The organism is Pseudomonas sp. FW300-N2A2 (assembly GCF_017351735.1).
Classification (GTDB): Bacteria; Pseudomonadota; Gammaproteobacteria; order Pseudomonadales; family Pseudomonadaceae; genus Aquipseudomonas; species Aquipseudomonas migulae.
The window spans coordinates 114,509-141,495 of record NZ_JACNDU010000013.1 but is presented as its reverse complement, the minus strand read 5'-3'; the positions used below and the strand labels follow the sequence as shown (position 1 = coordinate 141,495).

The 26,987-nt window shown below is 61.0% G+C and carries 28 protein-coding genes; 16 read left to right on the top strand and 12 right to left on the bottom strand.

Features of this window, described 5'->3' with window-relative positions:
- Window positions 1-15: 15 nt before the first annotated feature.
- The 3 genes from J4E42_RS17800 to J4E42_RS17790 all read right to left on the bottom strand — a co-directional run bounded on the left by J4E42_RS17800 (window position 16) and on the right by J4E42_RS17790 (window position 2,744).
- Window positions 16-786, bottom strand: coding sequence for a MetQ/NlpA family ABC transporter substrate-binding protein (locus J4E42_RS17800; RefSeq protein WP_008032622.1), 771 nt, complete (start codon window positions 784-786; stop codon window positions 16-18).
- A 75-nt stretch (window positions 787-861) separates the two neighbouring features.
- Window positions 862-1,527: a methionine ABC transporter permease gene (locus tag J4E42_RS17795; protein ID WP_008032624.1), complete on the bottom strand. Its 666-nt coding sequence runs from the start codon at window positions 1,525-1,527 to the stop codon at window positions 862-864.
- 2 nt (window positions 1,528-1,529) lie between these two features.
- A complete protein-coding gene (locus J4E42_RS17790) occupies window positions 1,530-2,744 on the bottom strand; it encodes an SfnB family sulfur acquisition oxidoreductase (protein ID WP_207285784.1) in 1,215 nt (404 codons plus the stop codon).
- A gap of 267 nt (window positions 2,745-3,011) precedes the next feature.
- On the opposite strand from J4E42_RS17790, the gene J4E42_RS17785 reads away from it, so the two are divergent.
- From J4E42_RS17785 to J4E42_RS17770, 4 genes are all read left to right on the top strand, one after another.
- A complete protein-coding gene (locus J4E42_RS17785) occupies window positions 3,012-3,470 on the top strand; it encodes a VOC family protein (protein WP_008032627.1) in 459 nt (152 codons plus the stop codon).
- Between the two features lie 200 nt (window positions 3,471-3,670).
- Complete coding sequence (locus J4E42_RS17780; RefSeq protein WP_207285783.1) at window positions 3,671-4,546, top strand: alpha/beta fold hydrolase; 876 nt, start codon at window positions 3,671-3,673, stop codon at window positions 4,544-4,546.
- Between the two features lie 97 nt (window positions 4,547-4,643).
- Window positions 4,644-5,951 carry a C4-dicarboxylate transporter DctA gene (dctA, locus tag J4E42_RS17775; RefSeq protein WP_192419407.1) on the top strand — a complete coding sequence of 436 codons (1,308 nt, stop codon included), beginning with the start codon at window positions 4,644-4,646 and terminating at the stop codon, window positions 5,949-5,951.
- 21 nt (window positions 5,952-5,972) lie between these two features.
- Complete coding sequence (locus J4E42_RS17770) at window positions 5,973-6,923, top strand: LysR substrate-binding domain-containing protein (protein ID WP_207285782.1); 951 nt, start codon at window positions 5,973-5,975, stop codon at window positions 6,921-6,923.
- 110 nt (window positions 6,924-7,033) lie between these two features.
- Here the strand turns inward: J4E42_RS17770 and leuD are convergent, their stop codons facing one another.
- Complete coding sequence (gene leuD / locus J4E42_RS17765) at window positions 7,034-7,645, bottom strand: 3-isopropylmalate dehydratase small subunit (RefSeq protein WP_008043030.1); 612 nt, start codon at window positions 7,643-7,645, stop codon at window positions 7,034-7,036.
- Entirely contained in the window at window positions 7,642-9,063 is a 1,422-nt protein-coding gene (leuC, locus tag J4E42_RS17760; RefSeq protein WP_207285781.1) for a 3-isopropylmalate dehydratase large subunit, read from the bottom strand. Before leuC ends, leuD begins: the two co-directional genes overlap by 4 nt.
- A 414-nt stretch (window positions 9,064-9,477) precedes the next feature.
- On the opposite strand from leuC, the gene J4E42_RS17755 reads away from it, so the two are divergent.
- The 8 genes from J4E42_RS17755 to J4E42_RS17720 are packed head-to-tail and all read left to right on the top strand — an operon-like array spanning window position 9,478 to window position 15,711.
- On the top strand, window positions 9,478-10,680 hold the full coding sequence (locus J4E42_RS17755; protein WP_207285780.1) for a PepSY domain-containing protein: 1,203 nt from the start codon (window positions 9,478-9,480) through the stop codon (window positions 10,678-10,680).
- Window positions 10,677-11,219 carry a hypothetical protein gene (locus tag J4E42_RS17750; RefSeq protein ID WP_008032641.1) on the top strand — a complete coding sequence of 181 codons (543 nt, stop codon included), beginning with the start codon at window positions 10,677-10,679 and terminating at the stop codon, window positions 11,217-11,219. Before J4E42_RS17755 ends, J4E42_RS17750 begins: the two co-directional genes overlap by 4 nt.
- Window positions 11,216-11,545, top strand: coding sequence for a hypothetical protein (locus tag J4E42_RS17745; protein ID WP_008032642.1), 330 nt, complete (start codon window positions 11,216-11,218; stop codon window positions 11,543-11,545). Before J4E42_RS17750 ends, J4E42_RS17745 begins: the two co-directional genes overlap by 4 nt.
- Window positions 11,542-12,114 carry a DUF6162 family protein gene (locus J4E42_RS17740; protein ID WP_207285779.1) on the top strand — a complete coding sequence of 191 codons (573 nt, stop codon included), beginning with the start codon at window positions 11,542-11,544 and terminating at the stop codon, window positions 12,112-12,114. The genes J4E42_RS17745 and J4E42_RS17740 overlap by 4 nt, the downstream gene beginning before the upstream one ends.
- 35 nt (window positions 12,115-12,149) lie before the next feature.
- Window positions 12,150-13,076 (top strand): metal ABC transporter substrate-binding protein, encoded by a 927-nt coding sequence (locus J4E42_RS17735; protein WP_008043036.1) that lies wholly within the window; start codon window positions 12,150-12,152, stop codon window positions 13,074-13,076.
- Window positions 13,073-13,909 (top strand): metal ABC transporter ATP-binding protein, encoded by an 837-nt coding sequence (locus J4E42_RS17730; RefSeq protein ID WP_223435024.1) that lies wholly within the window; start codon window positions 13,073-13,075, stop codon window positions 13,907-13,909. Before J4E42_RS17735 ends, J4E42_RS17730 begins: the two co-directional genes overlap by 4 nt.
- Entirely contained in the window at window positions 13,909-14,808 is a 900-nt protein-coding gene (locus tag J4E42_RS17725) for a metal ABC transporter permease (RefSeq protein ID WP_003226663.1), read from the top strand. The genes J4E42_RS17730 and J4E42_RS17725 overlap by 1 nt, the downstream gene beginning before the upstream one ends.
- Window positions 14,809-15,711, top strand: a complete 903-nt coding sequence (locus J4E42_RS17720; protein WP_207285778.1) for a metal ABC transporter solute-binding protein, Zn/Mn family — start codon at window positions 14,809-14,811, stop codon at window positions 15,709-15,711. It begins immediately after the preceding gene.
- Between the two features lie 1,130 nt (window positions 15,712-16,841).
- Here J4E42_RS17720 and J4E42_RS17715 read toward each other — a convergent pair.
- The 6 genes from J4E42_RS17715 to J4E42_RS17690 form a co-directional block, all read right to left on the bottom strand.
- The gene (locus tag J4E42_RS17715; protein WP_008033724.1) at window positions 16,842-17,069 is read right to left on the bottom strand and encodes an MbtH family protein; all 228 of its coding nucleotides are present in this window, start codon (window positions 17,067-17,069) and stop codon (window positions 16,842-16,844) included.
- A gap of 82 nt (window positions 17,070-17,151) precedes the next feature.
- Window positions 17,152-18,564, bottom strand: coding sequence for an aspartate aminotransferase family protein (locus tag J4E42_RS17710; protein ID WP_207285777.1), 1,413 nt, complete (start codon window positions 18,562-18,564; stop codon window positions 17,152-17,154).
- A 77-nt stretch (window positions 18,565-18,641) separates the two neighbouring features.
- Window positions 18,642-19,127, bottom strand: coding sequence for a GNAT family N-acetyltransferase (locus J4E42_RS17705; protein ID WP_207285776.1), 486 nt, complete (start codon window positions 19,125-19,127; stop codon window positions 18,642-18,644).
- A gap of 214 nt (window positions 19,128-19,341) precedes the next feature.
- Window positions 19,342-20,667 (bottom strand): ATP-binding protein, encoded by a 1,326-nt coding sequence (locus J4E42_RS17700; RefSeq protein ID WP_207285775.1) that lies wholly within the window; start codon window positions 20,665-20,667, stop codon window positions 19,342-19,344.
- Window positions 20,664-21,347: a response regulator gene (locus tag J4E42_RS17695; RefSeq protein ID WP_008033711.1), complete on the bottom strand. Its 684-nt coding sequence runs from the start codon at window positions 21,345-21,347 to the stop codon at window positions 20,664-20,666. The genes J4E42_RS17700 and J4E42_RS17695 overlap by 4 nt, the downstream gene beginning before the upstream one ends.
- On the bottom strand, window positions 21,319-21,603 hold the full coding sequence (locus J4E42_RS17690) for a hypothetical protein (protein ID WP_207285774.1): 285 nt from the start codon (window positions 21,601-21,603) through the stop codon (window positions 21,319-21,321). Before J4E42_RS17690 ends, J4E42_RS17695 begins: the two co-directional genes overlap by 29 nt.
- Before the next feature lie 254 nt (window positions 21,604-21,857).
- On the opposite strand from J4E42_RS17690, the gene J4E42_RS17685 reads away from it, so the two are divergent.
- The 4 genes from J4E42_RS17685 to dsbG all read left to right on the top strand — a co-directional run bounded on the left by J4E42_RS17685 (window position 21,858) and on the right by dsbG (window position 26,012).
- Window positions 21,858-22,565, top strand: a complete 708-nt coding sequence (locus J4E42_RS17685) for a hypothetical protein (protein WP_008044452.1) — start codon at window positions 21,858-21,860, stop codon at window positions 22,563-22,565.
- Window positions 22,566-22,663: 98 nt separating this feature from the next.
- Window positions 22,664-24,400, top strand: a complete 1,737-nt coding sequence (gene dsbD, locus J4E42_RS17680; protein ID WP_207285773.1) for a protein-disulfide reductase DsbD — start codon at window positions 22,664-22,666, stop codon at window positions 24,398-24,400.
- On the top strand, window positions 24,400-25,266 hold the full coding sequence (locus J4E42_RS17675; RefSeq protein ID WP_008044449.1) for a TlpA disulfide reductase family protein: 867 nt from the start codon (window positions 24,400-24,402) through the stop codon (window positions 25,264-25,266). Before dsbD ends, J4E42_RS17675 begins: the two co-directional genes overlap by 1 nt.
- Window positions 25,242-26,012: a thiol:disulfide interchange protein DsbG gene (dsbG, locus tag J4E42_RS17670; RefSeq protein ID WP_008033705.1), complete on the top strand. Its 771-nt coding sequence runs from the start codon at window positions 25,242-25,244 to the stop codon at window positions 26,010-26,012. The genes J4E42_RS17675 and dsbG overlap by 25 nt, the downstream gene beginning before the upstream one ends.
- A 116-nt stretch (window positions 26,013-26,128) precedes the next feature.
- Here the strand turns inward: dsbG and J4E42_RS17665 are convergent, their stop codons facing one another.
- Window positions 26,129-26,941, bottom strand: a complete 813-nt coding sequence (locus J4E42_RS17665) for an alpha/beta fold hydrolase (RefSeq protein WP_207285772.1) — start codon at window positions 26,939-26,941, stop codon at window positions 26,129-26,131.
- Window positions 26,942-26,987 lie beyond the last annotated feature (46 nt).

Sequence of the window (26,987 nt, the reverse complement as noted above, 5' to 3'; positions counted from 1 at the left end):
AAGAATGGCTAGAGATCAGAAGCCCGGCGCAATCTGCCCTTTGTAGCGGGTCAAGATGAACTGCCGCACTTCATCGGAATTCAACGCCTTGGCCAGTTTCTGCAAACCCGGGTCGTTGATGTTGTCCGGGCGGGCCACCAGGAATTCGATGTACAGGCTCTTGCCCTTCTCGACGATCAACGCGCTGTTGGTGTCGATCCCCGCTTCCAGTGCGTAGTTGGCAAACACGAAGGCCAGGTCCACCTGACTCACCGAACGCGCCAGCAACGCACCTTCCAGTTCACGAATCTTCAAATGCTTCGGGTTTTCGGCGATGTCGCGCTGAGTCGCCAGGGTGTTGCTCGGGTCCTTGAGTTTGATCAGCCCGGCCTCGTGCAGCAGCACCAGTGCGCGGCCAGTGTTCACCGGGTCGTTGGGGATGGAAACGGTGGCGCCATCCTTCAGTTCGGCGATGTTTTTGATCTTGGTCGAATAGGCCCCGAACGGTTCGATGTGCACACCGACCACCGGCACCAGATCGGTGTGACGGGTCTTGTTGTAGTCATCGAGAAACGGCCGGTACTGGTAATAGTTGGCGTCGAGGTTCTTCAGCGCAAGCTGCTGGTTGGGCTGGATGAAGTCAGTGAAGACCTTGATGTCCAGGTCCACGCCTTCCTTGGCCAGGGTGGGTTTGACGAACTCGAGGATCTCCGCGTGCGGCACCGGCGTGGCACCGACGGTGAGTTTTTCGTTGGCGTGAACGCTCAACGACACAAGGGCAGCCAGAATGGCCAGGGTCTTTTTCATGTTGTGCTCCTAGGCAGATTGAGTGGCCGTCGTGGGGCGGACGTGAGGCCTGAGTTTTTTTGTTGAGTCGAATGTTTATCGTCGGCTGTAGCGCGCCACCAATCGGTCGCCGGTCATTTGCAGGGCCTGGACCAGGATCAGCAAAAGCACCACGGTGACCACCATCACGTCGGTCTGGAATCGCTGGTAGCCGTAGCGGATCGCCAGGTCGCCCAGGCCACCGCCGCCAATCACCCCGGCCATCGCCGTGTAATCCACCAGCACGATGGCGGTGACAGTGACCGCCGCCAGCAACCCGCCGCGAGCCTCGGGCAACAAGGTGTGGCGGATGATTTGCCAGGTGGTGCCGCCCATGGCCTGGGTCGCCTCCACGACGCCGCGATCGACTTCGCGCAAAGCGGTTTCCACCAGCCGCGCGAAGAACGGCGTGCAGCCAACCACCAGCGGCGGAATGGTCCCCGGCACGCCCAGCGAAGTGCCGACCAGCAGCGTTGTCAGCGGAATCAACACAATCAGCAAAATGATGAACGGCAGCGAACGCAGCATGTTCACGATCACCGACAACACCCGGTAAACGCCGATGGCTTCGTGCAACTGGCGCTTGCCGGTGAGGAACAGCACTACCCCCAGCGGCAACCCCAGCAGCACAGTAAAACCGAGGGCGGCGCCCAGCATGCTCAAGGTGTCGAGACAGGCCTGGCCGATGTCGGCCCAGTAAATGTTCTTGAACCATTCGGCCATGATCAGGACCAGTCGTGGCGCGGCGGTTTGACGCCGTTGAGCAGCCAATTGCCGACCACGTGGTATTTCCAGCGCACCGGGTCATGCAGGGTGTGCACCCGCGCATTGCGCCAGTGCCGGTCGAAGTTGTGCTTCTTCAAGGTCGAACGGGTGCCACCGAGTTCGAACAGTTTGTTGGTGGCTTCGATGGCGATTTCGGTGGTCAGCACTTTGGCTTTGGCCACCGCGAGGGACGCTCGGGCGACGTTGTCTTCATCGGGTGCCGGGCGCGCCGCATCCAGCGCCCAACCGGCGCGTTCCAGCAAGGCTTCGGCAGCTTCCAGGCGAATCTCCAGGCCACCGACCTGAATGATGGTCAGCGGATCTTCACTGGCCTTTTCCACACCCGCATCGATCCACGGCCGGGCGAACTGCTGCACGAACGCGATGGTGTCACGCAGCGCTGCGCGGGCAATGCCGGCGTCGATGGCGGCGGTGGTCAATTGCGCGAACGGGCCGGCCAGCGTCGGGCTTTCATAGGAGCGATACGTCGGGAACACGTTGAACGCCGGGACGTGCAGGTCCTCGGCCAGCACCGTGCCGCTGGAGGTGGTGCGCTGACCGATGCTGTCCCAGTCGTCGACGATCACCAGCCCTGGGGTGCCGCGTTCGACGAAGGACAACTGGCCCCTCTGCTCTTCATCCAGCGCCAGCACCGCCAGCCAATGGGCGTAGAGCGAACCGGTGCAATAACCCTTGCGGCCGTTGATCACATGCCCGTCGCCATAACGGCGAACGGTCGCCTGAATGTCCTGCACGTTTTTGCCGCCGGTTTCCGACAGCGCATTGGCAAAGCGATGACCTTGCAGCGCCAGGCCGAAAAAATGTGCCTGCTGCTCGGGCGTGCCTTGCAGGCGGATATCTTCCAGCAGGCAATAGTGGTTTTGCGGGATCTGCCCCAGGGACGGATCGGCCGCCGAGATGATCGCGATGACCTGCGCCAGCACCGCGTAGGACACCTGCGCGCCACCAAACTCCTTTGGCACGCTGATGCCCCACAAGCCACTGTTGGAATACAGGTCGACGATTTCGGCGGGCACCTGGCGCGTACGGTCTCGCTCGGCGTCCTGCTCCAGCAAGACCGCGGCGACGCGCTCGGCCACACGCAAGGCTTCGGCTTCATCGGCGATCCGATGGGCGGCCGGCGGGTTGATCGGATAAACGGCAGATTCAGGCATACAAGTCTCTCGGCAACAGTGTTTACCGGAGGACATTGCAGCTTCTGTGCCTGACCGCCAGGGCCAGTGTTTTCGGGCAGTTTCGGGGGGGTTCAACGGTTATTCAGTGAGAAACCCGAGCATTCTGCTGCTTCACTGTTTATGGCCGAACAGTGGCGCTGCTGCTCGTCGGGCACTCGGATGCGTAAAAGGTGCTGGCCTATAGTTATCCGGTCGGAAACCGGCGAAGGACTACCTTCAATTCAACAATAGACAGGGAGAATCGTCATGAGCGTCAAACCCATTCCAGAGGGTTATCACAGCATCACCCCTTATCTGGGCATTCAAAAAGCGGTCGAAGCCATCGAGTTCTACAAGAAAGCCTTCGGCGCAACCGAAGTCATGCGCCTGTCCATGCCCGACGGCAGCATCGGCCACGCCGAACTGCGCATCGGCGACTGCCCGATCATGCTCGGCACGCCGTGCGATCAGGGGCCGTTGAGCAATCCGGACAAGTCACCGTCCGTGGGCTTGCACCTGTATGTAAATGATGTGGACAAGTCCTACAAACAGGCGATTGCGGCGGGCGCCACGGTGGTGTCCGAGGTCAAGGATCAGTTTTACGGCGACCGTTCGGGAACGTTGAAAGATCCGTATGGGCATTTGTGGTTTCTGGCCACGCGCAAGGAAGATTTGACCCAGGCGCAGATTGAGCAGCGGGCCAAGGAGATGTTTCAGCAGGGTTGAGATTTTCTGTGAGTATCAGGGCCTCTTCGCGGGCAAGCCTCGCTCCTACAGGTCCGGTTGTGCTTTTGTAGGAGCGAGGCTTGCCCGCGAAGGCGGCCTCCGAGACAACACACTTCATGAACAAGCGCACCACGCTTTGCGCCTTGCCGTAGTCGCCGAACAATTTCAGGATGCAGGCAACTACAACAAGGAGTCATCCCATGTTCGCCGGATTCCTCAAAGACCAGCGCCACGTCAACGGTGTGGACATCGCCTACCGCATCGGTGGCAGCGGGCCGGGCCTGCTGTTGCTGCACGGTCACCCGCAGACCCACGTCATCTGGCACAAGGTTGCCGAACAACTGGCCGCGCACTTCACCGTAGTCGCCGCCGACCTGCGCGGTTACGGCGACAGCGGTAAACCGCAGGCCAACGACCACCACACCAACTACTCCAAACGGGAAATGGCCAAGGACAGCATCGAGCTGATGAAGTCCCTGGGCTTCGAGCAGTTCTCGGTGCTTGCGCACGACCGTGGCGCCCGGGTTGCCCATCGCCTGGCGCTGGATCATCCGCAAGCCGTGCAACGCATGGTGTTGCTCGACATCGCGCCGACGCTGTCGATGTACACGCAAACCAATGAAGCCTTTGCCCGCGCCTATTGGCACTGGTTCTTCCTGATCCGCCCCGCTCCGTTGCCGGAAACCCTGATCGAGGCCGATCCCGAATCCTATCTGCGCAGCGTGATGGGCAGTCGCAGTGCCGGGCTCAAACCGTTCACTGCCGAGGCCTTTGGCGAATACCTGCGCTGCCTGAAACAGCCGGGCACCGCACGCGGGATCTGCGAGGACTACCGGGCCAGCGCCAGCATCGATCTGGATCACGACCGCGCCGACATCGACGCCGGCCGTCATCTGAACTTGCCGCTGCTGGTGCTGTGGGGTGCCGAAGGCACGGTCGGCCGCTGCTTCGAGCCGCTCAAGGAATGGCAACACGTGGCCACCGACGTGCGCGGCAAAGCGCTGCCCGCCGGCCATTACATCGCCGAAGAAGCCCCCGAGCTGCTGCTCGCCGAAGTCCTGGCTTTCCTGCGCTGACAGCCGCGCCGTACTGATCTGAATCCACTTTCCGCCGCAGGCCGTCACTGGCCTGTGCGGGATCGTCATGCCCAAAAACCGTCTCGAGATAATAAAAATGACCATCAAGAAACTGCTGGGAACCCTCTACGTGCAGGTGCTCATCGCCATCGCGCTGGGCATTGTGATCGGCCATTCCTGGCCGCAGATCGGCATCGACCTCAAGCCGTTGGGTGACGGTTTCATCAAGCTGATCAAGATGATCATCGGCCCGATCATCTTCTGCACGGTGGTCTCCGGAATCACCAGCATGCACGACGTGAAACAGGTCGGCCGGGTCGGTGGCAAGGCGCTGCTGTACTTCGAAATCGTCTCCAGCCTTGCGCTGTTGATCGGCCTGCTGGCGGCGCATGCGCTGCATCCGGGCGCGGGGTTCAACATTGATGTGAAGACGCTGGATTCGTCGGCGATTGCCGGTTTTGTCGGTCAGGCCGAACACGGCGAAGGCATCACCGGTTTTTTGCTGCACGTGATTCCGACGACTTTTTTTGATGCCTTCTCCAAGGGTGAAATCCTGCCCGTGCTGTTCGTCTCGGTGCTGTTCGGCATTGCGCTGGTGATGGTCGGTGAAAAGGGCCGGCCACTGGTGAACGTGATCAATCAGGCCAGCGAAGTGTTCTTCCGCATCGTCGGCATCATCAGCCGCGTCGCGCCGATCGGGGCGTTTGGCGCGATTGCGTTCACCATCGGCAAGTACGGCCTCGGCTCGTTGCTGCCGCTGTTGAAGCTGATTGGCACGTTCTACCTGACCGCGCTGATTTTCATTGCGTGCGTGCTCGGCAGCATTGCCCGTTATGCCGGCTTCAGCATTTTCAAACTGCTGGCGTACATCAAGGCAGAACTGTTGATCGTACTGGGCACCAGCTCTTCGGAATCGGCGCTGCCGCAGTTGATCCAGAAACTCGAAAGCCTGGGCGCCTCCAAAGGCGTGGTGGGGATTGTCGTGCCGACCGGCTACACCTTCAACCTGGACGGCACCAACATTTACATGACGCTGGCGGTGCTGTTTTTGGCCCAGGCGACCAACATTGACTTGAGCCTGGAGCAGCAACTGACCTTGCTGGCGGTGGCGATGCTCACCTCCAAAGGCGCGGGCGCGGTGGTCGGCGCGGGGTTCGTGGCGCTGGCGGCGAGCCTGGCCGTAGTGCCGACCGTGCCGGTGGCGGCGATGGTGCTGATCCTCGGTGTCGACCGTTTCATGGCCGAATGCCGATCCCTGACCAACATCATCGGCAACGCCGTTGCAGCGCTGGTGGTGGCCGCCTGGGAAGGTGAACTGGACCGCAGCAAGATGGCGCCGATTGCCCTCAAACGCGGGCGTCACGCTCGGGCGGCAGCGGCGGCGGCCAAGCTGTCTGCTGAGTAAGTCGGCGTTCACACCGATGCTATGCTGGCGGCTCATGCCGCCAGTGCCCGTTCTGTCATGACCACCAAGAAAGACACCGTGCCCCTGCCCGAAGACCTGCGTGTATTACTTACCGTCATTCGTAAAAGCGGTTTCGCCGCCGCAGCGGATGAACTGGGCCTGTCGCCCGCCTACGTCAGCAAACGTATCCAGATTCTCGAAACCACCCTCGGCACGCGCCTGCTGCACCGCACCAGCCGCCGCATCGCCCTGACAGAGGACGGTGAGCGCGTGCAGCGCTGGGCGTTGCGGATTCTCGATGATTTCCAGCAACTGCACGACGAACTCTCCGACGCCCACGACAGCCCTCGCGGGCGTCTGCATTTGTGCAGCAGTTTTGGCTTCGGGCGCAATCACGTGGCGCCGGCCCTGTCACTGCTGGCCGAACGTTACCCGGACCTGGAGATTCGCCTCGACCTGTTTGATCGGGTGGTGGACATCGTCAACGAAGGGTTCGACCTGGAGATCCGTGTCGGCGATGACATCCCCGGCCAGCACATCGGCCGGCGACTGGTGAGCAATCGGCGGGTGTTGTGCGCGGCGCCCGGTTATCTGCAACGCCACGGCACACCACAGACGCTGGGCGATCTGGAGCAGCATCATTGCCTGGTGATCAAGGAGCGCGACAACGCCTTCGGCATCTGGAACCTGGAACACGACGGGGTCCAGGAAAGTGTGCGGGTCAGCGGACCGTTGTCGTCCAATAATGGCGAGATTGTCTTGCAGTGGGCACTGGATGGGCGCGGGGTGTTGTTGCGGTCACTGTGGGATGTGAAGCCGTTGCTGGAGCAGGGGCGATTGGTGCAGGTGCTGCCCGGATACACCCAGAGCGCCAACGTATGGGCGGTGTACCCGACGCGGCTGGCGTACTCGGGGAAGTTGCGCGCGTGTGTGGAGTTTTTGCAGGAGCATTTCAAGGATCTGTCTGTATAACGCATTCCCCTGTAGGAGCCAGCTTGCTGGCGATGGCGGTGAGTCAGACGACGAATGAGTTGACTGGACGGACGCCATCGCCGGCAAGCCGGCTCCTACAAGGGGTTGTGTCAGCTCAGCCAGGGGTTGGCGGTCAGGTGTTGGTGTTCGAAGGCTTTGATTTGTTCGCTGCGCTGCAAGGTGCTGCCGATGGCGTCGAGGCCCAGCACCAGCGCGGTTTTGCGCAGGGTGTCGATTTCGAAAGGGATGACCTCCCCTTGAAGACGAATCTGCTGCGTTTCCAGATCAACGCTGATCAGCGCCGTCTCTGGTTGGCTGACCACTTGCCCGAGCCGCTGCAACACGGGCTCATCCAGCGTAATCAGCAGCACCCCGTTACGCTGGCAGTTGTCATAAAAAATCCCCGCAAAACTGCTGCCGATCAGCGCGCGGATGCCCATCTGCTTTAAACCCCAGACCGCATGTTCGCGGCTCGATCCGCAGCCGAAATTCGGCCCGACCACCATGAAACTCGCGCCCTGCCATGCCGGTTGATTGAGCACGAACTCAGGGTTGGCTTGGCCGTCAGGCAAAAAACGCAGATCAAAAAACAAACCCCGATCCAGCCCGGAACGGTCGATGCCCTTGAGAAACTGTTTGGGCATGATCACATCGGTGTCGATGTTGGCCGCCAGCATTGGCGCGGCTTTACCGCTGACTTGAGTGAAGGGTTGCAGGCTCATGCGCGGGCTCCAAAATGACGGATGTCGGTCAAGCGGCCAGTGATCGCCGCCGCAGCGACCATCGCCGGGCTCATCAGGTGCGTACGGGCACCGGCGCCCTGGCGGCCTTCGAAATTGCGGTTGGTGCTGGAGGCGCAGCGGTCACCCGGCGCCAGCACGTCGTCGTTCATCGCCAGGCACATCGAGCACCCGGACTGGCGCCACTCGAAACCGGCGTCGATAAAAATCGCTGCCAGGCCTTCGGCTTCGGCTTGATCGCGCACTTCGGTGGAGCCCGGCACGATCATCGCCCGCACGTGTTCGGCGACGCGTTTGCCGCGCACCACGCTGGCGGCGTCGCGCAAGTCTTCGATGCGGGCGTTGGTGCAGGAGCCGATAAACGCGTGGCTGATGACGATGTCGCTCAGCGGCATGCCCGCTTCGAGCCCCATGTAAGTCAGGGCGCGGCGCATGTCCTGGCGCAGGATCAGGTCGCTGATGTCTTGCGGGTCCGGCACGCGGGCGCCGATCGGCGAGGCCTGATCCGGGCTGGTGCCCCAGGTGACCATCGGCTCCAGCGCGCTGGCGTCCAGCGACACTTCACGGTCGAACAGTGCGTCGGCATCGCTGTGCAAGGCGCGCCATGTCTGCACCGCTTGCTCCCACAGCGCACCTTTGGGCGCGCGGGGTTTGTCCTTGAGGTAGGCGAACACTTTGTCGTCCGGCGCCATGAACGCCCCCCGTGCGCCCGCCTCCACCGCCATGTTGCAGATGGTCATGCGCGCTTCGACGCTCAGCGCATCGATGGTCGAACCGCGAAACTCGATGGCGTAGCCCGTGGCTCCGGACGCGCCTATCCGACCGATCAGCGCCATGATCACGTCCTTGGATGTCAGCCCCGGCGCCAGCTCGCCATCCACCGTCACGCGCAGGGTTTTCAAGCGTTTGTAGACCAGAGTCTGGGACGCCAGCAAGTGTTCGATCTCCGACGTGCCGATGCCGAAACCGAACGCGCCGAGGGCACCGTAAGTCGTGGTGTGGCTGTCGCCTGCGGCAATCACCATGCCCGGCAGGATGAACCCCTGTTCGGGAGCTATCACGTGCTCGATGCCCTGGCGTTTGTCGAGGATGTCGAGCAATTCGATGCCGAAGTCCCGGCAGTTTTCCGCCAGGTACGACACTTGCCGCGCACCGCCGGCGTCCGGCATCGCCGCAATGCGGTTGGGTGCTGTGGGATTGACGTGATCGACCACCGCCAGCGCGGTGCCGGGGCGCCAGACCCCGCGCTTGGCTTCGCGCAAACCGCTGAAGGCCTGGGGGCTGGTGTATTCGTTGATGACCTGGCGGTCGATGTACAACAGGACGTGGCCCTGGTCATCGAGGCGACACACCGTGTGGGAATCGATGTGTTTGTCGTAAAGGGTTCTTGCTGAAGTCATGGGGATATTCGCTCAGGCTCGCGGGTTTCAGGCGTCTGCGCCCCATCTTAGGCAGTCGCCTGGCCCCATCAATGGCCGGAGAGTGATCCCTTGGAACATGGTTCGTGTTGGATCAGGACGGCCATGTGAATACAAACCCCCTGTAGGAGTGAGCCTGCTCGCGATAGCGGTGTGTCAGTCAAGAGTAGTTTGAATGACACACCGCTATCGCGAGCAGGCTCACTCCTACAGGGTTTTGCGTTCGCAGGAATACGAAACATTTACTTTCATATCGAGGTTCGGGATTTCTGATTCTCATTCGTCTTATATAGATGCAGGCGGTTCGCGTAGGCAAAAGCCACGACCGCACTTTTCATGGACCCCATGCTGGGAAGCCCGCAGCAGAGGCCCTCTCATCGATACAAGACCTTAATCATGTCGAAGAAATCCCGCTCAAAACTCTGGTTTCTGGTCCACAGCTGGCTGGCCCTGCCCATCTGGTTTTTTGTGCTGATCGTCTGTGTGACCGGCACGCTGGCGGTGATCAGCCAGGAAATCGTCTGGCTGGCCAACCCGCAAATGCGCGCCAGCCAACCTTCCGACAATGCGCCGCTGTTGAGCTATGACCAGCTCATCGCCGCGATCAAGCAGGCCGAGCCGCAGATCCTGGTCGAAAGCATCAGCCGACCTGACGAAACGCATTTCGCCCTGGACGTGGAAGTGACCTACCCCGACGGCCGTTCGGTGGTGGTCTACGTCAACCCGTACAGCGGCGTGATCCAGGGCACGGCTCCGCAATTCAACTTCAGGGCCTTCACCCGCGCCTTGCATGGTTGGTGGCTGGTGCCGTTCACCAATGGCTACAGCTGGGGCTGGTACCTGGTGTCGTTTCTCAGCCTGCCGCTGCTGGCTTCGCTGATTACCGGGCTGGTGGTCTACAAGCGCTTCTGGAAAGGTTTTTTGCGACCGACCCTGCGCCTGCGTCACGGCGCGCGGATTTTCTGGGGCGACTTTCACCGCCTCAGCGGCATCTGGTCGATCTGGTTCATCGCGGTGATTTCAGTCACCAGCACCTGGTTCCTGATCGAAGCGTTCATGTTCGATAACCAGATCACGATTTCCACCGCCCCGGTGGCGCCGGTGGTCCCGCGTGAGAGCGTGCCCCTCACCGCCGACGGCTCGCCGGCACCGATGATCAGCCTGGAAACGGCAATCCGTGAAGCGAAGGCACGCATTCCCGGCCTCGAAGACAGCTTCATCAGCCTGCCCGCCAATGCCTACAGCTACCTCTCGGTGGGCGGCCGCAGCTGGTATCCGCTGATGTTCCAGACTGCCGAAATCAACCCATATACCGGCGATGTCGCCGTGACCCGCCTGCTTTCGGACCGCTCGGGGCTGGAGCTGGTGACCGAATCGATGCGGCCACTGCACACCGGCGATTTCGGCGGGCTCTGGATCAAGCTGATCTGGTTCTTCTTCGGCCTGCTCCTGAGCATGATGGTCCTCAGCGGCCTGCTGATCTGGACCAAGCGCACTGCGTTGGCCACTGCTAACGCCCTCAAGCGCAGCAACAAACGTCCTCGCGCTGCCGATACCACTCACGTCACGAGCCACGACACCACGGAGGTCAGCCAATGAGCCTGTTCGCCGCCGAAAAACCGGGGTCCAGACTGAGCCGCTTCTGGCACAAATGGCGCTTCCACATCAACGTTTTGCTGTTGCTGGTGCCGCTGGGTTTCATGCCCAAGTACTTTGCCGATGCCGCGCTGTTTCGCGGGGACACCGGCCTGGGCGAGCGGGAAATCGGTGAAGTTCAGGTCGGGCCGTGGAGCCTGCGCCTGGCGGAACTTCGCAACGAAGCACCACGGCCCGATGGCCCGGCCGGTTACATGAAGAGCTTCAACGCGGCGCTGTGCGACAGCTGCCGCGAGCAGGTCAAGGCGACTTACCTGCGCATCGGCAAACCGCGCAGCCTGCGCGCCGCCGGGGTGATTTTCTTCGGCACGCCCTACCGCATGGGCGCCATGCTGCCGATCCCGGAAAAGACCAAGGCCGACGCCGAGCTGTGGATCACCATGGAAGGCTGGGACGGCGCCATGCATCAAGCGTCCATCCCGCTGAGCCAGGCATCCCCCGCCACCCTCGAGTGGCTGAACAAACAAGGAGGCAAACCATGAGCAACGCATTTCGCCCTCTCCACGCCGTGTTGCTGGTGCTGTGCGCCGGCTTCAGCGCCAGCGCCCTGGCCCACAACCCGATGTGCGAGTGCAAGGCCATCGACGCCGAGCAGATTCAGTGCACCGGCGGTTTCTCCGACGGCAGCGGCGCACCGGGCGTGACCCTGGATGTGATCGGCTACGACGAAACCATCCTGGTGCCGGGCAAGCTCGGAGCTGATTCCAAATTGACCTTCAAGAAGCCCAGCGCCGAATTTTATGTGCTGTTCGATGCCGGTCCCGGCCACGTCGTCGAGATCGACCAAGCGGACATCCAAGCCCCATGAGTACGCCAACTACCCATGTCGTCCGCCCGGCCGGTGCCGGCCATGAAACCCTGTATGTATTGCTGCTGTGCCTGATGATCCTGGCGGTCGCCGGTTCGGTGGTCGCCTGGCGTCACGAGTCCCAGGAAATCAGCACCGTCAGCAGCCATCAACTGGATGCCCGTCGCGACCTCAGCGCCTCCGAGCAAGGCATCTACGCCGACCTGCGGGTGACGCTGGACGAGATTCACCTGCTGCGTCAGGAACAGCAAACCCTGCCGACACCCGAAGCCCTGGCGGACGAAGGTTTTGCGCCGTTTGCCCAGGACGCCAGTTCCGTCAGCCGTGGCGCTCATGCCTGGCAATTGCTCGACGCCAAGGCGTATTTCGGCCAGAGCCAGTCGTCCGCCGTAGCCGGTTCGTTTCTGATGCGCCTGACCGCCGACGACGATGCGCCAGACATCTGGCTCAACCGTGGCGCCGACCTCAAAGCCCCGGCCGACCTCACGGACGCCGCGCTCGAAAGCGCCGGCTGGCAGCAGATCGTCGCGCAATTCGATGCCGGCGTGACCCGCCAGCACCGGCACTGAACCCTCGCCTTCACCCGAGAGAAGACCGCTTTCCCATGCCTATTTCATCTCAACGTTCATTCTTGCGGCCGCTGCTGATCGGCCTGCTTGCCTTGCTGCTGACGCCACTGGCCAGCGCCGACGAAGCCAAGCGCCTGCGCATCGGCATCACCCTGCACCCTTATTACAGCTACGTGGCCAACATCGTCGGCGACAAGGCCGAAGTGGTGCCGCTGATTCCGGCCGGCTTCAACCCGCATGCCTACGAGCCCCGCGCCGAAGACATCAAGCGCATCAGCGGGCTGGACGTGATCGTGCTCAACGGCGTCGGCCATGACGACTTCGCCGACCGCATGATCGCCGCCAGCGAAACGCCGAACGTGGCCGTGATCGAAGCCAACGAAAACGTACCGCTGCTGGCCGCCACCGGTGTTGCCGCGCGCGGTGCCGGCAAAGTCGTTAACCCGCACACTTTCCTGTCGATCAGCGCCTCCATTGCCCAAGTCAATAACATTGCCCGTGAACTCGGCAAGCTCGACCCGGCCAACGCCAAGACCTACACCCAAAACGCCCGCGCCTACGGCAAACGCCTGCGGCAGATGCGCGCCGACGCCCTGGCGAAATTGACCCAGGCACCGAACGCCGAACTGCGGGTGGCCACGGTTCATGCGGCTTACGACTATCTGCTGCGTGAATTCGGCCTGGAAGTGACGGCTGTGGTCGAACCGGCCCATGGCATCGAGCCGAGCCCGAGCCAGCTGAAAAAGACCATCGATCAACTGCGCGAACTGGACGTGAAAGTGATTTTCTCGGAGATGGATTTCCCATCCACCTACGTCGAGACCATCCAGCGTGAATCCGGGGTGAAGCTGTACCCGCTGTCGCACATTTCCTATGGCGAATACACCGCCGACAAGTATGAAAAGGAAATGACCGGCAACCTCAACACCGTGGTTCGGGCGATTCAGGAGTCTGGGCAATGACCGCTAAGGAAACACTCAGTGAATCCCCGGTGGGAGCGAGCCTGCTCGCGAAGGCGTCGAGTCAGCCGACATCATCGTTGAATGACACACCGCTATCGCCGGCAAGCCGGCTCCTACAGGGGGCGGGGCCGACGCTGGATTTTGCGGAGGTCAGTTTGACGCTGGGGCGCACGACGATCCTTGACCAGGTCACCTTCCAGGTTCAGCCCGGCAGCGTGCATGCACTGGTCGGCCCTAACGGTGGTGGCAAGAGTTCGTTGATCAAGACCCTGCTCGGACAAATGCCCCATCAGGGCCGCTTGAGCCTGCAATGGCCCGGCGAACCCGGCACCATCGGCTACGTGCCGCAAGCGCTGGAGTTTGATCGCGGCTTGCCGATGACCGTCGACGATTTCATGGCCGCGATGTGCCAGCGACGCCCGGCGTTCCTCGGGTTGAGCAAGCATTACGCGGCAGCGATTGGCGAAGCGCTGGAACGGGTCGGCATGCAGGACAAGCGCAAGCGGCGCATGGGCGCCTTGTCCGGTGGCGAGCGTCAGCGCGTGTTGCTGGCGCAGGGACTGATCCCGGCGCCGCAATTGCTGGTGCTCGATGAGCCGATGTCGGCCCTCGATGAGGCGGGCATTCAGGTGTTCGAACGGTTGCTCGGCGACTGGCGCCAGAGCGGGATCACCGTGCTGTGGATCGAGCATGATCTGGAAGCGGTCGGTCGACTGGCAGATCGCGTCACCGGGCTCAATCGCCGGGTGCTGTTCGATGCCACGCCGAAACAGGCACTGACCCCGGAACGTTTGCTGACCCTGTTCTCGACCCATCCACGGAGCGCTGTCTGATGAGTTACGAAGCCTTTCGCTTGATGGTTCAGGGCTGGGCGTCTTCGGGTTATCTGCCTGAGGCGCTGGCGTATGGATTTGTGGTCAACGCGCTGCTTGCCGGTTTGCTGATCGGCCCGGTGCTGGGCGGTCTGGGCACGCTGGTGGTGGTCAAGCGCTTCGCGTTTTTCTCCGAAGCGGTGGGTCACGCGGCGCTGACTGGCGTGGCCATCGGCATTCTGCTCGGCGAACCCTACACCGGGCCCTATGGCAGCTTGTTCGGTTACTGCCTGTTGTTCGGCATTTTGCTGAATTACCTGCGCAACCGCACGGGCCTGGCGCCAGATACCTTGATCGGCGTGTTCCTGTCGGTGTCGCTGGCGTTGGGCGCGAGCCTGCTGTTGATTCTGGCGGGCAAGATCAACGTGCACATTTTGGAGAACGTGCTGTTCGGTTCGGTGTTGACCGTCAACGGCAATGACTTGCTGGTGCTGGCCATCGTCGGTTCGCTGGTGATGGCGCTGGCCTTGCCGCTGTACAACCGCATCATGCTCGCCAGCTTCAACCCGCAACTGGCAGCGGTGCGCGGCGTGGCGGTGAAGACCCTGGATTACCTGTTCGTGATTCTGGTGACACTGATCACCGTGGCGGCAGTGAAAGTCATCGGGGCGATTCTGGTCGGTGCGCTGTTGGTGATTCCGGCGGCGGCAGCGAGGTTGCTCAGCCAGTCGCTCAAGGGATTCTTCTGGTGCTCGGTACTGATCGCCACGGTCAGCACGCTGTGCGGGATTCTTGCGCCGATTGTGTTCGACCTGCCGATCCCGTCCGGCGCCGCGATCATTCTGGTGGCCGGTATCGCCTTCGCCCTCGCCGCCATTGCGCGCGGCGTCGTCCCCAGCCTGAAAGGGAACCTCGGATAAATGTCATTTTCTCTGCGTCAACTGACCCTGGCCGTCGCCCTGTGCGGGCTGGTCAATACCTCGTTTGCGGCGGACAGCGCCAAACCGTTGCATGTGCTGGCGTCCTTGCCGATCACTTATGGTCTGGGCGAAGTATTGCTCAAGGGCACCAACGTCAACCTTGAACGCGCGGCGCCGGCGAACCTGCCTGGCAGTCGTCAGACGGCTTACTTCACCGGGCGCGGCGCGCCGGCATTGGCCAAACTGGCGACTGACGCCGATGCGGTGATTGGTCTTCGTTCGTTGTGGGCGGATGATCCGCTGTACCCGATCGCCCGGCGCAGCAATGTTCGCATCGTCGAAGTCGACGCCGCGCGCCCGGTGGACGGCGCCCTGCCCGGCATTGCCGTGCAGCCGGGCAACAAGGTCGATGGCTTGAACAGTCAGCCGTGGTTTTCCAGCAACAACATGGGGCGCATGGCGGATGTGATGGCGGCGGACCTGGTGCGCCTTGCTCCTGCTGCAAAGCCTGTGATCGAGGCCAACCTTGCGACATTGAAACAGCGCTTGCTCAAGTTCAGCGCCGACAGCGAAGCGCGGCTGGCCAGTGCTGACAATCTGAGCGTGATGAGCCTGAGCGATCACTTTGGTTACCTGATTGGCGGGCTCAATCTGGAACTGATCGGTCTCGATGCGCGGCCTGACGCCGAGTGGACACCGGAGGCGCTGAAGCAATTGGGTGTGACGCTCAAGGACAATGACGTGGCGGTGGTGTTGCATCATCGGCAGCCGTCGGACGCGGTGAAAGCGGTGATTGCCGAGGCCGGGAGCCGGTTGGTCGTTTTGAGTGTGGACGCGGCGGACCCGGTGGCTGAGCTGGAGGGGAATGTGGATTTGGTGATCAAGGGGTTGAGTGGGGTTTAGCGTCGGCTGGACCGCATGATCATTCTCTACGGTGGGCGTTGCACAAATCCCCTGTAGGAGCTGGCTTGCTGGCGATGGCGGCCTGATAGCTGGGCATTACTTTCAGGTGTCCATATCCATTGCTGCGGTAACGGCTGATATTGGTTTCGCCCTTACGGCGAGTCACTTGGAAGAGCCCCAAGTAACCAAGGGCTCTTGCCCCTTTCGTTCGGTGCCTCGCTAATGCTCGCCATGCCCTCGCTCCGGTCCTACTCCGTGGGCCCGCCGCCATCGGCCATCCATGGCCGGGGGCGGCTAACCCGGCATCCATGCCGGGTTGCCCACTACGCAGAACCTGCGCTCGGCCTCTCGAGGGGGCGCTCAGATCAAAAGCTGAAGGCGAGCTAACGCTCGGCCTGATGAGTGGTGGAAATCAAAAGCGTATGGGATTCCCTGTAGGAGCCGGCTTGCCGGCGAAAAGCGTCTGGACACCGCGTTCATTCAGACACCCCGCGTTATCGTTGACGCCCATCGCTGGCAAGCCAGCTCCTACAATTTTGAATCGTGTGAACCCAATCCCCGTGTAGGGGCCGGCTTGCTGCGGGCGGCGTTCCGACGATTGCGGTGGGTCAGACACTAGTTTGTTGACTGAACGGACGCCATCGCCAGCAAGCCGGCTCCTACAGGGGAATGCGTCTGGTCATAGAGACAGGTCGGCTCACAGGCCGCCTCGCTTTGGCTTTTGCTTTTGATCTGCCCCGTCGGGAGGCCGAGTGGAGGTTCTGCGCAGTGGGCACCGCGGCAAGGATGCCGCGGTAGCCGCCCCCGGCCATGGATGGCCGATGGCGGCGGGCCCACGGAGCAGGACCGGAGCGAGGGAACCCTGAGCCTAGGCGAAGGGCCGTACGTCAGGGGCAAAGCCTTTTGGTTCCTTTTTGGCGTTTGAAAAAGGGACTCGCCGTAAGGGCGAAACCATTAGCGGCCGTTACCGCAGGAATGGATATGTACTCCATCAAAAAACTCGTCAGCTGAAACACAGCCATCGCCGGCAAGCCAGCTCCTACAGGTCCTGCGTACAGCCAGACAAACTCTAGGCGCAAAAAAGCCCGCTGACCTTCTCGGTCCAGCGGGCTTCTCTTTGCGCGAAGACGTCAGTGAGCCACAGCCGCCTGCTCTTCCATCTTCTTGCGCAAACTCAGCGGACGCATATCGGTCCAGGTTTCTTCGATGTAAGCCAGGCATTCCTTTTTCAAGCCACTCTTGCCCACGGTGCGCCAGCCCTCCGGCACGGCCTTGTAGTCGGGCCAGATCGAGTACTGCTCTTCGTGGTTGACCACGACCTGAAAGAGGATGTCCTCGCGGTCGAATACTGACGTCATGGTGTCTCTCCATCGCTGTAAGGGTGGGCTGCACTGCGTGCGCAGCCGTTATGTAGAAAGAACGTTGCGGGGCCCGGAAAATTTAGAGGCTGGCAGTGGCCGCAACCATCGCCCGGCCAAAAATCTCCGCCACCCGATCGATTTCCGCAGCAGTAATCACCAGCGGCGGCAGGAAGCGCACCACGCCGCCATGCCGGCCGCCCAGCTCAAGAATCAACCCACGCTTGAGGCATTCACGCTGCACCAGCGGCGCCAGTCGAGCGAAGATCGGAGGATGACCTTGCACATCCGGTACGCCGGTCGGGTCAACCAGTTCGACGCCAAGCATCAAGCCACGACCGCGAATATCGCCCAGTTGCGGGAAGTCCCGCTGAAGAATGCGCAGGTGCTCGCTCAAGCGCTCGCCCATGGCCGCAGCGTGTTCGCAAACCTTGTGTTCAGCCAGATAACGCATCACCGCAGAGCCCGCCGCCATGGCCATTTGGTTGCCACGGAAGGTCCCGGCGTGAGCGCCCGGCAACCAGGTGTCGAGCCAGTCGCGATACACCACCACCGCCAGCGGCAAGCTGCCGCCGATGGCCTTGGACATCACCACCACGTCCGGAATGATCCCGGCGTGCTCGAAAGCAAACATCTTGCCGGTGCGGGCGAAACCGCTCTGGATTTCATCGACGATCAACGCCACACCCGCCTTTTCGGTGATGCGACGCAGACCGCGCAACCAATCGAGATCAGCCGGGATCACCCCGCCCTCGCCCTGAACGGCCTCGACAATCACAGCGGCCGGCAATTGCACACCCGCCTCGGGATCGTTCAGCAGGTTTTCCAGGTAGTTCAGGTTGACCTGCACGCCTTGCGCGCCGCCGAGGCCGAACGGGCAACGGTAATCGTAGGGATACGGCATGAACTGCACGCCACTGCTGAGCAATGCGCCCAACGGTTTTTTCGGCCCCAGGCTGCCCATCAGGCTCAACGCGCCCTGGCTCATGCCGTGATAACCGCCCTGGAACGACAGCACAGTGCTGCGCCCGGTGGCGGTGCGCACCAGTTTCAGCGCGGCTTCCACGGCGTCGGTGCCGGTCGGGCCGCAGAACTGGATTTTTGCTTCCGCAGCCAGAGCCGGCGGCAGCAGACCAAACAGGTCCTGTACGAATTGATCCTTGACCGGGGTGGTCAGGTCGAGGGTGTGCAGCGGCAGTTCATCGGTCAGCACTTGCTGGATCGCTTCGATCACCACCGGATGGTTATGCCCCAGGGCCAGCGTTCCGGCGCCGGCCAGGCAGTCGATGAAGCTGCGGCCCTCGACGTCTTCGACATAAATGCCCTTCGCGCGCTTGAGTGCCAGGGGAATGCGTCGCGGGTAGCTGCGGGCATTCGACTCCTGCTGGCTCTGACGCGCCAGCAATGGCGATTCGTTGAACTGATAAAGCGTTTCGGCCGGCGCCGGAGCGATCCGGGCCGACTGATCTTCCATAAGGCTGGTAGCGACTGACATCTCTCGACCCCTCAATAAGATTTTCCTGTTCTGGAAACGCATCAGGGGGCCGAGGATTTAGACCCTTGCCCGGCTTTCTATGAAGGCGGGGTCAGGCCTTTGTGCATGGGGATGGCACGAAGCCCGGCTACGGTGAAGGTTTCGGCACAGGGCTGATAACCCAGATGCCGGTAAAAGGCTTCACTGGTCCGGGTGCTGTTGAGTCGAACCTGAGCCAGCCCGTTATCGATCAGCCAGCCTTCAAGGTCGCGCACCAGCGCTTGTCCGACACCACGACGAAACCATTCCGGTTGCACGTAACAGAAAGCAAGCTTGCCGCTGATCGCCGCCATCGCGACACCGACCGGTTTGTCCTGCAACAGGGCGATGTTCAGGTACAGCCGTTGGTCGGTCAGCCACGGTTGAATGTGTTCGACGGTTTTGTTGTGGGTCCAGGTGGCGACGGTTTGCGGGTCGTTGCGATGGTCGAGCGCGCAGCCGACGCGGATGGAACGCTCGACGATCCGGCTGATGATACCGGCGTCGGCGGGGGTTGCCTGACAGGTGTGTATGGGGGCATTCATGGCGCTGTAACCTCAATCCATTGAGAAAAAGCTGCCGGGGACGATAGCGCTGGTGGCCGTCGGAACGCCAATGGCGAGACGTTACATTTGATGTGCAACACAGCAACCTGTAGGAGCCGGCTTGCCGGCGATGGCGTCCGTACAGTCAACAAATGTGTTGGCTGCTCCACCGCTATCGCCGGCAAGCCGGCTCCTACAAGGGGGATTGTGGTGATCAGATTTGTTGCAACGGCATCGTCAGCTCGACCCGCAAGCCATCCGGCCGGCTGTCGAAATGCAGCGTGCAGCCACAACGCTGAACAATCGCCTGGACAATCGCCAACCCCAGACCGCAGCCGGTGCTCTGTCCGTTGCGCCAGAAGCGTTGGGTCAGGTGTTGCATATCGTCCTCGGCAATGCCCGGTCCATGGTCGCGCACGACGAACTGCACGCGGTTGCCAGTGGTTACCAGGCTCAGTTCTACCGCACCGTCGTTCGGGGTATGGCGCAGGGCGTTGTCCAGCAGGTTGCGCAGCGCCGCGATCGACAGCACCGCCGGCATTTGCACCGGCGCATGGGAGAGCTTCGGCGGCAGCTTGAATTGGATCCGCTGACGATCACCGCTGGCGGCATCCTGAATCGCCAGTTTCGCCACTTGCTCGGCGCTGCATTGCACACCGTCGTCGAACGACAGACTGCCCTCGACCCTTGCCAGCAACAACAATTGCTCAAGCGTGCGGTGCAGGCGGTCGGCGCCCTCTTCGGCCCGCGCCAGGGACTGATCCCGTGCCGCGCCATCGGTCATGCGCGCCACTTGCAGGTGGGTTTTGATGGCCGTCAGCGGGCTGCGCAGTTCGTGGGCCGCGTCGCCGGTCAATCGGCGTTCGCGCTCGATGGTCTTGCCGATGCGCTGGAACAGCTGGTTCTGAGTGTCCAACAACGGTTGCAACTCACTGGGCAGCGGCTGAATCTGCAAGGGTTCCAGCGAGTCGGCACTGCGACGCATCAAGGCATCGCGTATGCGGTTCAGCGGCGCCAGGCCCTGGCCGATCCCCAGCCACAGCAGGCACAGGCAACCCAGCAACGCCACGCCCACCGGCACCGAAGCGGCCAGCAGGATCGACATGTTGAGCGCTTCGCGCTCGATCTGCCGATCCGCCGTGGTGATGCGCAGATCGCCACGGGCCAGGGTGAAACTGCGCCAGGGCGCGCCGTCGATCATCTGATCGTGGAAGCCCATTTTTTCGGCTTGCAGTGTTTGTTGTGGATCGGTGTGGCTGCGGGCGAGGATTTCGCCGCGCAGCGAGCTGACCTGACACGCCATCCCGCCCGGAATATTCAGTTGTTCGGCACTGAAATGGGTGCCCTCGCCCTTGGTCGGCAACGGCGGCAGTTGCTCCATCAGGCCAGCGACCATGCGCGCCGACGCCACCAGCCGCTGGTCGAGGGAAAACATCATCTGGTTGCGCAGGTCGCTGAGCATCCAGGCCGCTGCCAGGGCCCAGATCAGCGCAAATGCGGCGCCGAGCGTCAGGCTCAGGCGCAAACGCAGGCTCATCACTTTTTCACTTCCTCTCCATCATCGGCCGGCCCCAGGCGATAGCCCAGGCCGCGCACTGTCTCGACAATGCCATTACCCAGTTTGCGCCGCAGGTGATGGATATGCACGTTGAGGGCGTTGCTTTCCAGTTCGTCGTTGAACCCATAGACGCTGTCTTTCAACTGCTCGGTGGACAGCACCCGGCCACGGTTGTGCAGCAAGGCTTGCAACAGTGACTGTTCGCGACGGGAAAGGTCCACCGGCTGACCGCCAAGCATGGTTTCGCGGCTGCTCGGGTCGTACGTCAAGCGGCCGTGTTCGATCAGGTTGACGCTGCGCCCCGCCACCCGTCGCAACAACGTGTGCAGGCGTGCGGCGAGTTCGCGCAGGTCGAACGGCTTGAGCAGGTAATCGTCGGCCCCCGCTTGCAGGCCGTCGACGCGGTCGGTCACCGAATCCCGGGCGGTGAGGATCAGCACCGGAATCTCCAGGCCATGATGGCGCAACTGCTGCAATAGCTTGAGCCCGTCTTCATCCGGCAGACCGAGGTCGAGCACCATCACGTCGAACTCGGCGACCTTGAGCATGGCCCGGGCCTTCGAGGCAGTGTTGACGTGCTCCACCGTCAGGCCCTGGGCAGTGAGGCCGGCGACAATGCCGCTGGCGATCAGCTCATCGTCTTCGCAAACCAGTACGTGCATGGATAAGACCTTCGCAAAAATGGTCATTAAAAAGAGTATCGATTAACCCGGCATTATGCCGCTGCCGCTCATCATCATTGAGGGAAATCGCTGAATGACCTGCACCGCGAAAATTTCCCGTTCGGCCATCCACCAAAACGACCGGATCATTGAAACCTTTTGAACACAGACTTACAACTCTCAACAACAACAACAACAACAACAACAACAACAACAACAATACACATTCTTTAACGCCACAAGCATTGACCAACATACGAACACAGACAACACTTCGCACTATAACAACCTAAAGCAAACACTCTATTACAGAGCACAACCAACACCATCAAAATGAAACCCCACAACTAACACCTGCGATACCACCTTATATTTCAGACACCACCAAAAGATTCAACCACAATTGTTACGCGCTTCAATCTTCACACTTATCACTACAGCACTACTTTTATAACTTACCTTTATCGCGCTTCCGCGCCATTACAAACACTGATAAAAAGGATTTAAATCATGCCCGAACTAAAAAACTTCGTAGCCGTTGATTGGCGCTCAGGCAGAGATCGCTGCTATTTTTTCTTCAAAGATGACGATACCTATTCACGATACAACAACAGCGAAGGCAGTGTTGCTTCGAGCCACCCAACTGCGGTAACTCAAGATAACTGGGGAGAGTTTCATCCGCACGCACAAGATTTGTGCTTCGGATTCTCCACAGACCGGATAGTAGGCACCAACAGGCTCGAATTAGACGCTGATATTCTCTGGTTATTTTACTACGATGAAAAAACACCGATGGTGTGCGAATACGATCAAGATGCAGATACTCCTTTCAGTTTCACGCCAGTCAGCGAGTCGATATGGAGCATGCTACTGCCCTACTTCGACGATATTATTGCAGGCACCTTCTGGCAGCGACCGTTCAGATCCTCTGGCCAAACCATCTTCAAGTTTATTTTAAAAAACGGCAAATACCTGGAGCTTGACTGGCACAGTAAAAAGCTCGTCCTCGGCGATATAAAATACACAACCTGGCCAAGACTCGGCCCTTATGTCGATGACATTATCACTGCTGTGCAGATCCATGCCTCCGTTACTGACAGCTATCTGTACATCTTTTTGAGCGACAATAAATACTTGAAATACAATATCGATAAAAACATTCTGGAAGGGGAAGCAAGAGACGTAGACGAGGGCTGGCCAGGACTGACTCATAACTGAATTCATCACAGGTCATGGCAGAAGTGTGCGGCGGTTAATCATCGGTTAATCGCCGCCCGCCACTGTGCACCTCACCTGCACAGGGATAAGGCTTACCCATGCGTTCACTGCTTCTTTTTTTTGCTCTCTTGATCTCGGGTCTGGCCCAGGCAGGGACCAATCCGTTCGAAACCAAACCTGAATTCCTGCCAGTGGAAAAAGCGTTCGTCTTCACGTCCGAGCGCCTTGAGTCGGGTGAAACGCAACTCTATTGGCAGATCACCGATGGTTATTACCTTTATCAGAAACGCCTTAAGTTCGATGGGTTGCCCGCTGAGCTGCACCCTGTGTTACCTGAAGGCGAGTCTCACAGTGATGAATTCTTCGGTGAACAGCCGGTTTATCGCCAGGGCCTGGAGCTGAAGATCCCGGCGGGCGCGACCGGCCAGATCAAGGTCGGCTTCCAGGGCTGCGCCGATGCCGGATTGTGTTATCCGCCGCAAACCCAGGTCGTGGACCTGGGCGGCAGTGTTGTCGCTTCGGCGGCCAATGAAGCGCCGGATCAAGCCTTGGCCAGCAGCCTGCAACAACGGGCGTTGGGCTGGAGCTTGTTGGTGTTCTTCGGTTTGGGCCTGCTGCTGGCCTTCACCCCTTGCTCATTGCCGATGCTGCCGATTCTGGCCGGAATGATCGTCGGCAGTGGCGCGACGCCCAAACGCGGATTTGCCTTGGCCACCAGTTATGTCGTGAGCATGGCGCTGGTGTATGCGGCGATGGGCGTTCTGGCGGCGTTGCTCGGTGCGAATTTGCAGGCACTGCTGCAAAACCCTTGGTTGCTGGGCAGTTTCGCCGCCGTGTTTGTGCTGCTCGCGTTGCCGATGTTTGGCTTCTTCGAGCTGCAACTACCGGTCGCCGTGCGCGATCGGCTGGAAAACGTCTCGCGCAATCAGCGCGGTGGCAGCCTGATCGGCGCGGGTGTGCTGGGCGCGCTGTCCGGTCTGCTGGTCGGTCCGTGCATGACCGCCCCGCTGGCCGGCGCCCTGCTCTACATCGCGCAAAGCGGCAATGCGCTGCACGGCGGGTTGATTCTGTTTGCCATGGGCATCGGCATCGGTGTTCCGCTGTTGTTGCTGGTGACCGTCGGCAACCGCTTCCTGCCCAAACCCGGGGCCTGGATGAACCTGCTCAAAGGCGTGTTCGGCTTCCTGTTCCTCGCCACTGCGTTGTTGATGTTGCGCCCGGTACTGGATGAATCGCTGTGGATCGGTCTGTGCGGTGCGTTGTTGCTGATTGCCGCCTACAGCGCCTGGAAGCAGTCGCAAGGTTTCGGGCGGGTCGCGCATCTGTTCGGTGCCAGCTCATTGCTGCTCGGCCTGTGGGGCAGTCTGTTGATGATTGGTGCGGCGGGCGGCGGTGATGACCTGTTGAAACCGCTGCAAGTCTATAGCGCCGCCAATGCGGGCAATGCCGCCCGCCCTGTCGGCCACGAAGCTTTCACCACAATCAAGGACCCGGCCGCTCTGCAACGGGAGCTCGATGCCGCACAAGCTCAGGGCCAATGGGTGCTGCTGGACTACTACGCCGACTGGTGTGTGTCGTGCAAGGTCATGGAAAAACAGGTGTTCGGCCAACCCCGCGTGCTCGACGCCTTGAGCGATGTGCGCTTGCTACGGCTGGATGTGACCGCCGACAATGCCGCCAGCCGCGAACTGCTTGGCCGTTATAAAGTGCCGGGGCCACCGAGTTTTCTGTGGATCGGCGCCGATGGCATCGAGCGTCGCAGCCAGCGCATCACCGGCGAGGTCGATGCCGACACCTTCCTGCAACGCTGGACCACCACCCGAGACGCCCGTTAATGCTGACTTTCACCCTCGGCACGTTTGCCATCGCGCTTAACCACCTGCTGCTGATCAGTGCCCTGGCGCTGGCGACGTTTGTCGGCTGGCGGGCGGCCAAGCGTGGCGGTGAAAATCCCGAGTCGGTGCTGTTCAGCCTGTTCCTGCTGGGCATGCTGGCGGCCCGAATCAGTTTCGTCGCGCTGTACTGGAAGCACTATCGCGACGATCCGTGGCAAGTCATCGACCTGCGCGACGGTGGTTTTCTCGCCTGGCCGGGTGTGATCGCGCTGCTGCTGGCCGCGGTGTATCGAGGCTGGCGTCAACCGGGTTTACGTCGCCCACTGGGCTTTGGCGTGGCCAGTGGCCTGGCGTTCTGGCTGCTCGCGACGTTCTCCCTGAGCATTTACGAACAAGGCACGCGCCTGCCGGACATCACCCTGCGCAATGCCGCCGGTGAAACGGTGCAACTGGCGGATTACAAGGGCGGGCCGCTGGTGATCAATCTCTGGGCCACCTGGTGCCCGCCTTGCCGCCGGGAAATGCCGGTGCTGGAAAACGCTCAGCAACACCGCCCGGACCTGACCTTCCTGTTCGTCAATCAGGCGGAAAGCATGCAAAGCGTCAGCACCTTTCTGGAAACCCAAGGCCTGAGCCTGTCCAACGTACTGTTCGACGGCAGCGGTCGATTGGGTCAGGCCGTCGGTTCGATGGCATTGCCGACTACGCTGTTCTATAGCCCTGACGGTCGCTTGCTGGGCAGTCATCTGGGTGAACTGTCGGACGCCAGCCTGGCCCGCGCCCTGGAAAACTTTGACACCCCGAATCCGGCCACACCGTCCACTTCTTCAAGGAAACTGCCATGCCCCGCCTCCGCCACCTGCTGACGCTGACCCTGGGCGCCGCCCTGCTGCACCTGCCGTCGGTACAGGCTGCCGAAGAATTGCCCGAAGCGATCAAGAAGATCGAAGCCAAGGGCGCGAAAATCGTCGGCCAGTTCGATGCGCCCGATGGTTTGCGCGGTTATGCCGCGCAGTACCAGAACCGTGGCATGGCGCTGTACCTGACGCCGGATGGCAAACATGTGTTGCTGGGCAATTTGTACGACGCCGACGGCAAAGACCTGAGCAGCGCGCCGTTGCAGAAACTGGTGTACGCGCCGATGGCCAAGGAAATCTGGGGCAAGATGGAAGCGAGCAACTGGATCGGTGACGGCAACAAGGATGCGCCGCGCGTGGTGTACCTGTTCAGCGATCCGAACTGCCCTTACTGCAACGTGTTCTGGGAACAGGCGCGGCCGTGGGTGAAGGCCGGCAAGGTGCAGCTGCGGCACATCATGGTCGGGATCATTCGTGAAGACAGCCCAGGCAAATCCGCGGCATTGCTGGCCGCCAAGGATCCACAAAAAGCCCTGCAAGACCACGAAGGGGCTGGCAAGGCCAGTACGCTCAAGGCGCTGAAAGAAGTACCGCCGGCGATTCAGGCGAAACTGGCGGCGAACATGCAGTTGATGGAAGACCTGGAGTTGCAGGCCACGCCGGCGATTTTCTACATGGACGACAAGGGCGAGCTGCAACAGCAGCAAGGCGCGCCGTCGCCGGACAAGCTGGTGAAGATTCTCGGGCCGAAATAGTTTCTTTCAGAGGTTTAGTGACCTCACCGCCCCCATCGCGAGCAGGCTCGCTCCCACAGGAGGATTGCATTCCAATGTGGGAGCGAGCCTGCTCGCGATGGGGGCGGTACAACCGACTAATTTCTCCGGGCTAGAAACTCCTGCAACACTTCGGTCACAAACCGCGGATTCTCCAGATTGGAGATATGCCCCGCCTCCGGCACCAGCACATACGGACAACCGATCAACTCGGCCATTTCAATGGTTTCCGACGGTGGCCGCGGTTTGTCCTGATCACCACACATCACCAGCGTGGCCTCAGCCTCCAGCTCGCCCAGTCGCGGCAACACATCATCGCGCCCAAATGTGATCCGCCCCATCGGCACGATACTTTCGCGCAGACGCTCTGGCGGCAGCGCAGCCAGTTTTGCGCGGAAATCCTGATACAGCGCCGACTGCGGGTCGATGCCCGGACGAAAGAAAATCGGCACGACGATGTCGAGCAGTTGCGGTGCAATCACGCCGCTGACTTCGATCTGTTTGAACAGCGAGAAATAGTATTGGCGAGTGGGTTCAGGTTCGACACCGACGTAGGTGTCCATCAGCACCAGGCCGTTGATCCGCTGTGGAACCGACAGCGCCAGGCGCACGCCCCACATGCCACCGACGGAAAGACCGACCAGCGTGACACGGTCGATGTGCAGATGATCGAGCAAGGCCAGCGCCTGACGTGCAATGTCATCCAGCGATTGCGTGCTTTCGGGTAGTGGGCCTGATTCACCGTGGCCCCAAAGGTCCAGGGCGATGACCCGGTATTGCTCCGACAGGGCGGCGATCTGCGGCGCCCACATGGTTTGGTCCCAGAGGTAGCTGCCGGCGAGTAGTACGGCAGGGCCGGTGCCTTGATCGATGTAGTGAAGGGGTTGTCCGTCAATCGTAACGAAGGGCATTGACTGTTTCCTTTGTGAAAACCGGAGCAGGGAGACTGTGCTGCTG

What these genes read in the sequence shown, in the direction of transcription:
- J4E42_RS17800 (WP_008032622.1), bottom strand. Translation starts at nt 786, where the DNA reads ATGAAAAAGACCCTGGCCATTCTGGCTGCCCTTGTGTCGTTGAGCGTT.
- J4E42_RS17795 (WP_008032624.1), bottom strand. Translation starts at nt 1,527, where the DNA reads ATGGCCGAATGGTTCAAGAACATTTACTGGGCCGACATCGGCCAGGCC.
- J4E42_RS17790 (WP_207285784.1), bottom strand. Translation starts at nt 2,744, where the DNA reads ATGCCTGAATCTGCCGTTTATCCGATCAACCCGCCGGCCGCCCATCGG.
- J4E42_RS17785 (WP_008032627.1), top strand. Translation starts at nt 3,012, where the DNA reads ATGAGCGTCAAACCCATTCCAGAGGGTTATCACAGCATCACCCCTTAT.
- J4E42_RS17780 (WP_207285783.1), top strand. Translation starts at nt 3,671, where the DNA reads ATGTTCGCCGGATTCCTCAAAGACCAGCGCCACGTCAACGGTGTGGAC.
- dctA (WP_192419407.1), top strand. Translation starts at nt 4,644, where the DNA reads ATGACCATCAAGAAACTGCTGGGAACCCTCTACGTGCAGGTGCTCATC.
- J4E42_RS17770 (WP_207285782.1), top strand. Translation starts at nt 5,973, where the DNA reads ATGCTGGCGGCTCATGCCGCCAGTGCCCGTTCTGTCATGACCACCAAG.
- leuD (WP_008043030.1), bottom strand. Translation starts at nt 7,645, where the DNA reads ATGAGCCTGCAACCCTTCACTCAAGTCAGCGGTAAAGCCGCGCCAATG.
- leuC (WP_207285781.1), bottom strand. Translation starts at nt 9,063, where the DNA reads ATGACTTCAGCAAGAACCCTTTACGACAAACACATCGATTCCCACACG.
- J4E42_RS17755 (WP_207285780.1), top strand. Translation starts at nt 9,478, where the DNA reads ATGTCGAAGAAATCCCGCTCAAAACTCTGGTTTCTGGTCCACAGCTGG.
- J4E42_RS17750 (WP_008032641.1), top strand. Translation starts at nt 10,677, where the DNA reads ATGAGCCTGTTCGCCGCCGAAAAACCGGGGTCCAGACTGAGCCGCTTC.
- J4E42_RS17745 (WP_008032642.1), top strand. Translation starts at nt 11,216, where the DNA reads ATGAGCAACGCATTTCGCCCTCTCCACGCCGTGTTGCTGGTGCTGTGC.
- J4E42_RS17740 (WP_207285779.1), top strand. Translation starts at nt 11,542, where the DNA reads ATGAGTACGCCAACTACCCATGTCGTCCGCCCGGCCGGTGCCGGCCAT.
- J4E42_RS17735 (WP_008043036.1), top strand. Translation starts at nt 12,150, where the DNA reads ATGCCTATTTCATCTCAACGTTCATTCTTGCGGCCGCTGCTGATCGGC.
- J4E42_RS17730 (WP_223435024.1), top strand. Translation starts at nt 13,073, where the DNA reads ATGACCGCTAAGGAAACACTCAGTGAATCCCCGGTGGGAGCGAGCCTG.
- J4E42_RS17725 (WP_003226663.1), top strand. Translation starts at nt 13,909, where the DNA reads ATGAGTTACGAAGCCTTTCGCTTGATGGTTCAGGGCTGGGCGTCTTCG.
- J4E42_RS17720 (WP_207285778.1), top strand. Translation starts at nt 14,809, where the DNA reads ATGTCATTTTCTCTGCGTCAACTGACCCTGGCCGTCGCCCTGTGCGGG.
- J4E42_RS17715 (WP_008033724.1), bottom strand. Translation starts at nt 17,069, where the DNA reads ATGACGTCAGTATTCGACCGCGAGGACATCCTCTTTCAGGTCGTGGTC.
- J4E42_RS17710 (WP_207285777.1), bottom strand. Translation starts at nt 18,564, where the DNA reads ATGTCAGTCGCTACCAGCCTTATGGAAGATCAGTCGGCCCGGATCGCT.
- J4E42_RS17705 (WP_207285776.1), bottom strand. Translation starts at nt 19,127, where the DNA reads ATGAATGCCCCCATACACACCTGTCAGGCAACCCCCGCCGACGCCGGT.
- J4E42_RS17695 (WP_008033711.1), bottom strand. Translation starts at nt 21,347, where the DNA reads ATGCACGTACTGGTTTGCGAAGACGATGAGCTGATCGCCAGCGGCATT.
- J4E42_RS17690 (WP_207285774.1), bottom strand. Translation starts at nt 21,603, where the DNA reads ATGTTGGTCAATGCTTGTGGCGTTAAAGAATGTGTATTGTTGTTGTTG.
- J4E42_RS17685 (WP_008044452.1), top strand. Translation starts at nt 21,858, where the DNA reads ATGCCCGAACTAAAAAACTTCGTAGCCGTTGATTGGCGCTCAGGCAGA.
- dsbD (WP_207285773.1), top strand. Translation starts at nt 22,664, where the DNA reads ATGCGTTCACTGCTTCTTTTTTTTGCTCTCTTGATCTCGGGTCTGGCC.
- J4E42_RS17675 (WP_008044449.1), top strand. Translation starts at nt 24,400, where the DNA reads ATGCTGACTTTCACCCTCGGCACGTTTGCCATCGCGCTTAACCACCTG.
- dsbG (WP_008033705.1), top strand. Translation starts at nt 25,242, where the DNA reads ATGCCCCGCCTCCGCCACCTGCTGACGCTGACCCTGGGCGCCGCCCTG.
- J4E42_RS17665 (WP_207285772.1), bottom strand. Translation starts at nt 26,941, where the DNA reads ATGCCCTTCGTTACGATTGACGGACAACCCCTTCACTACATCGATCAA.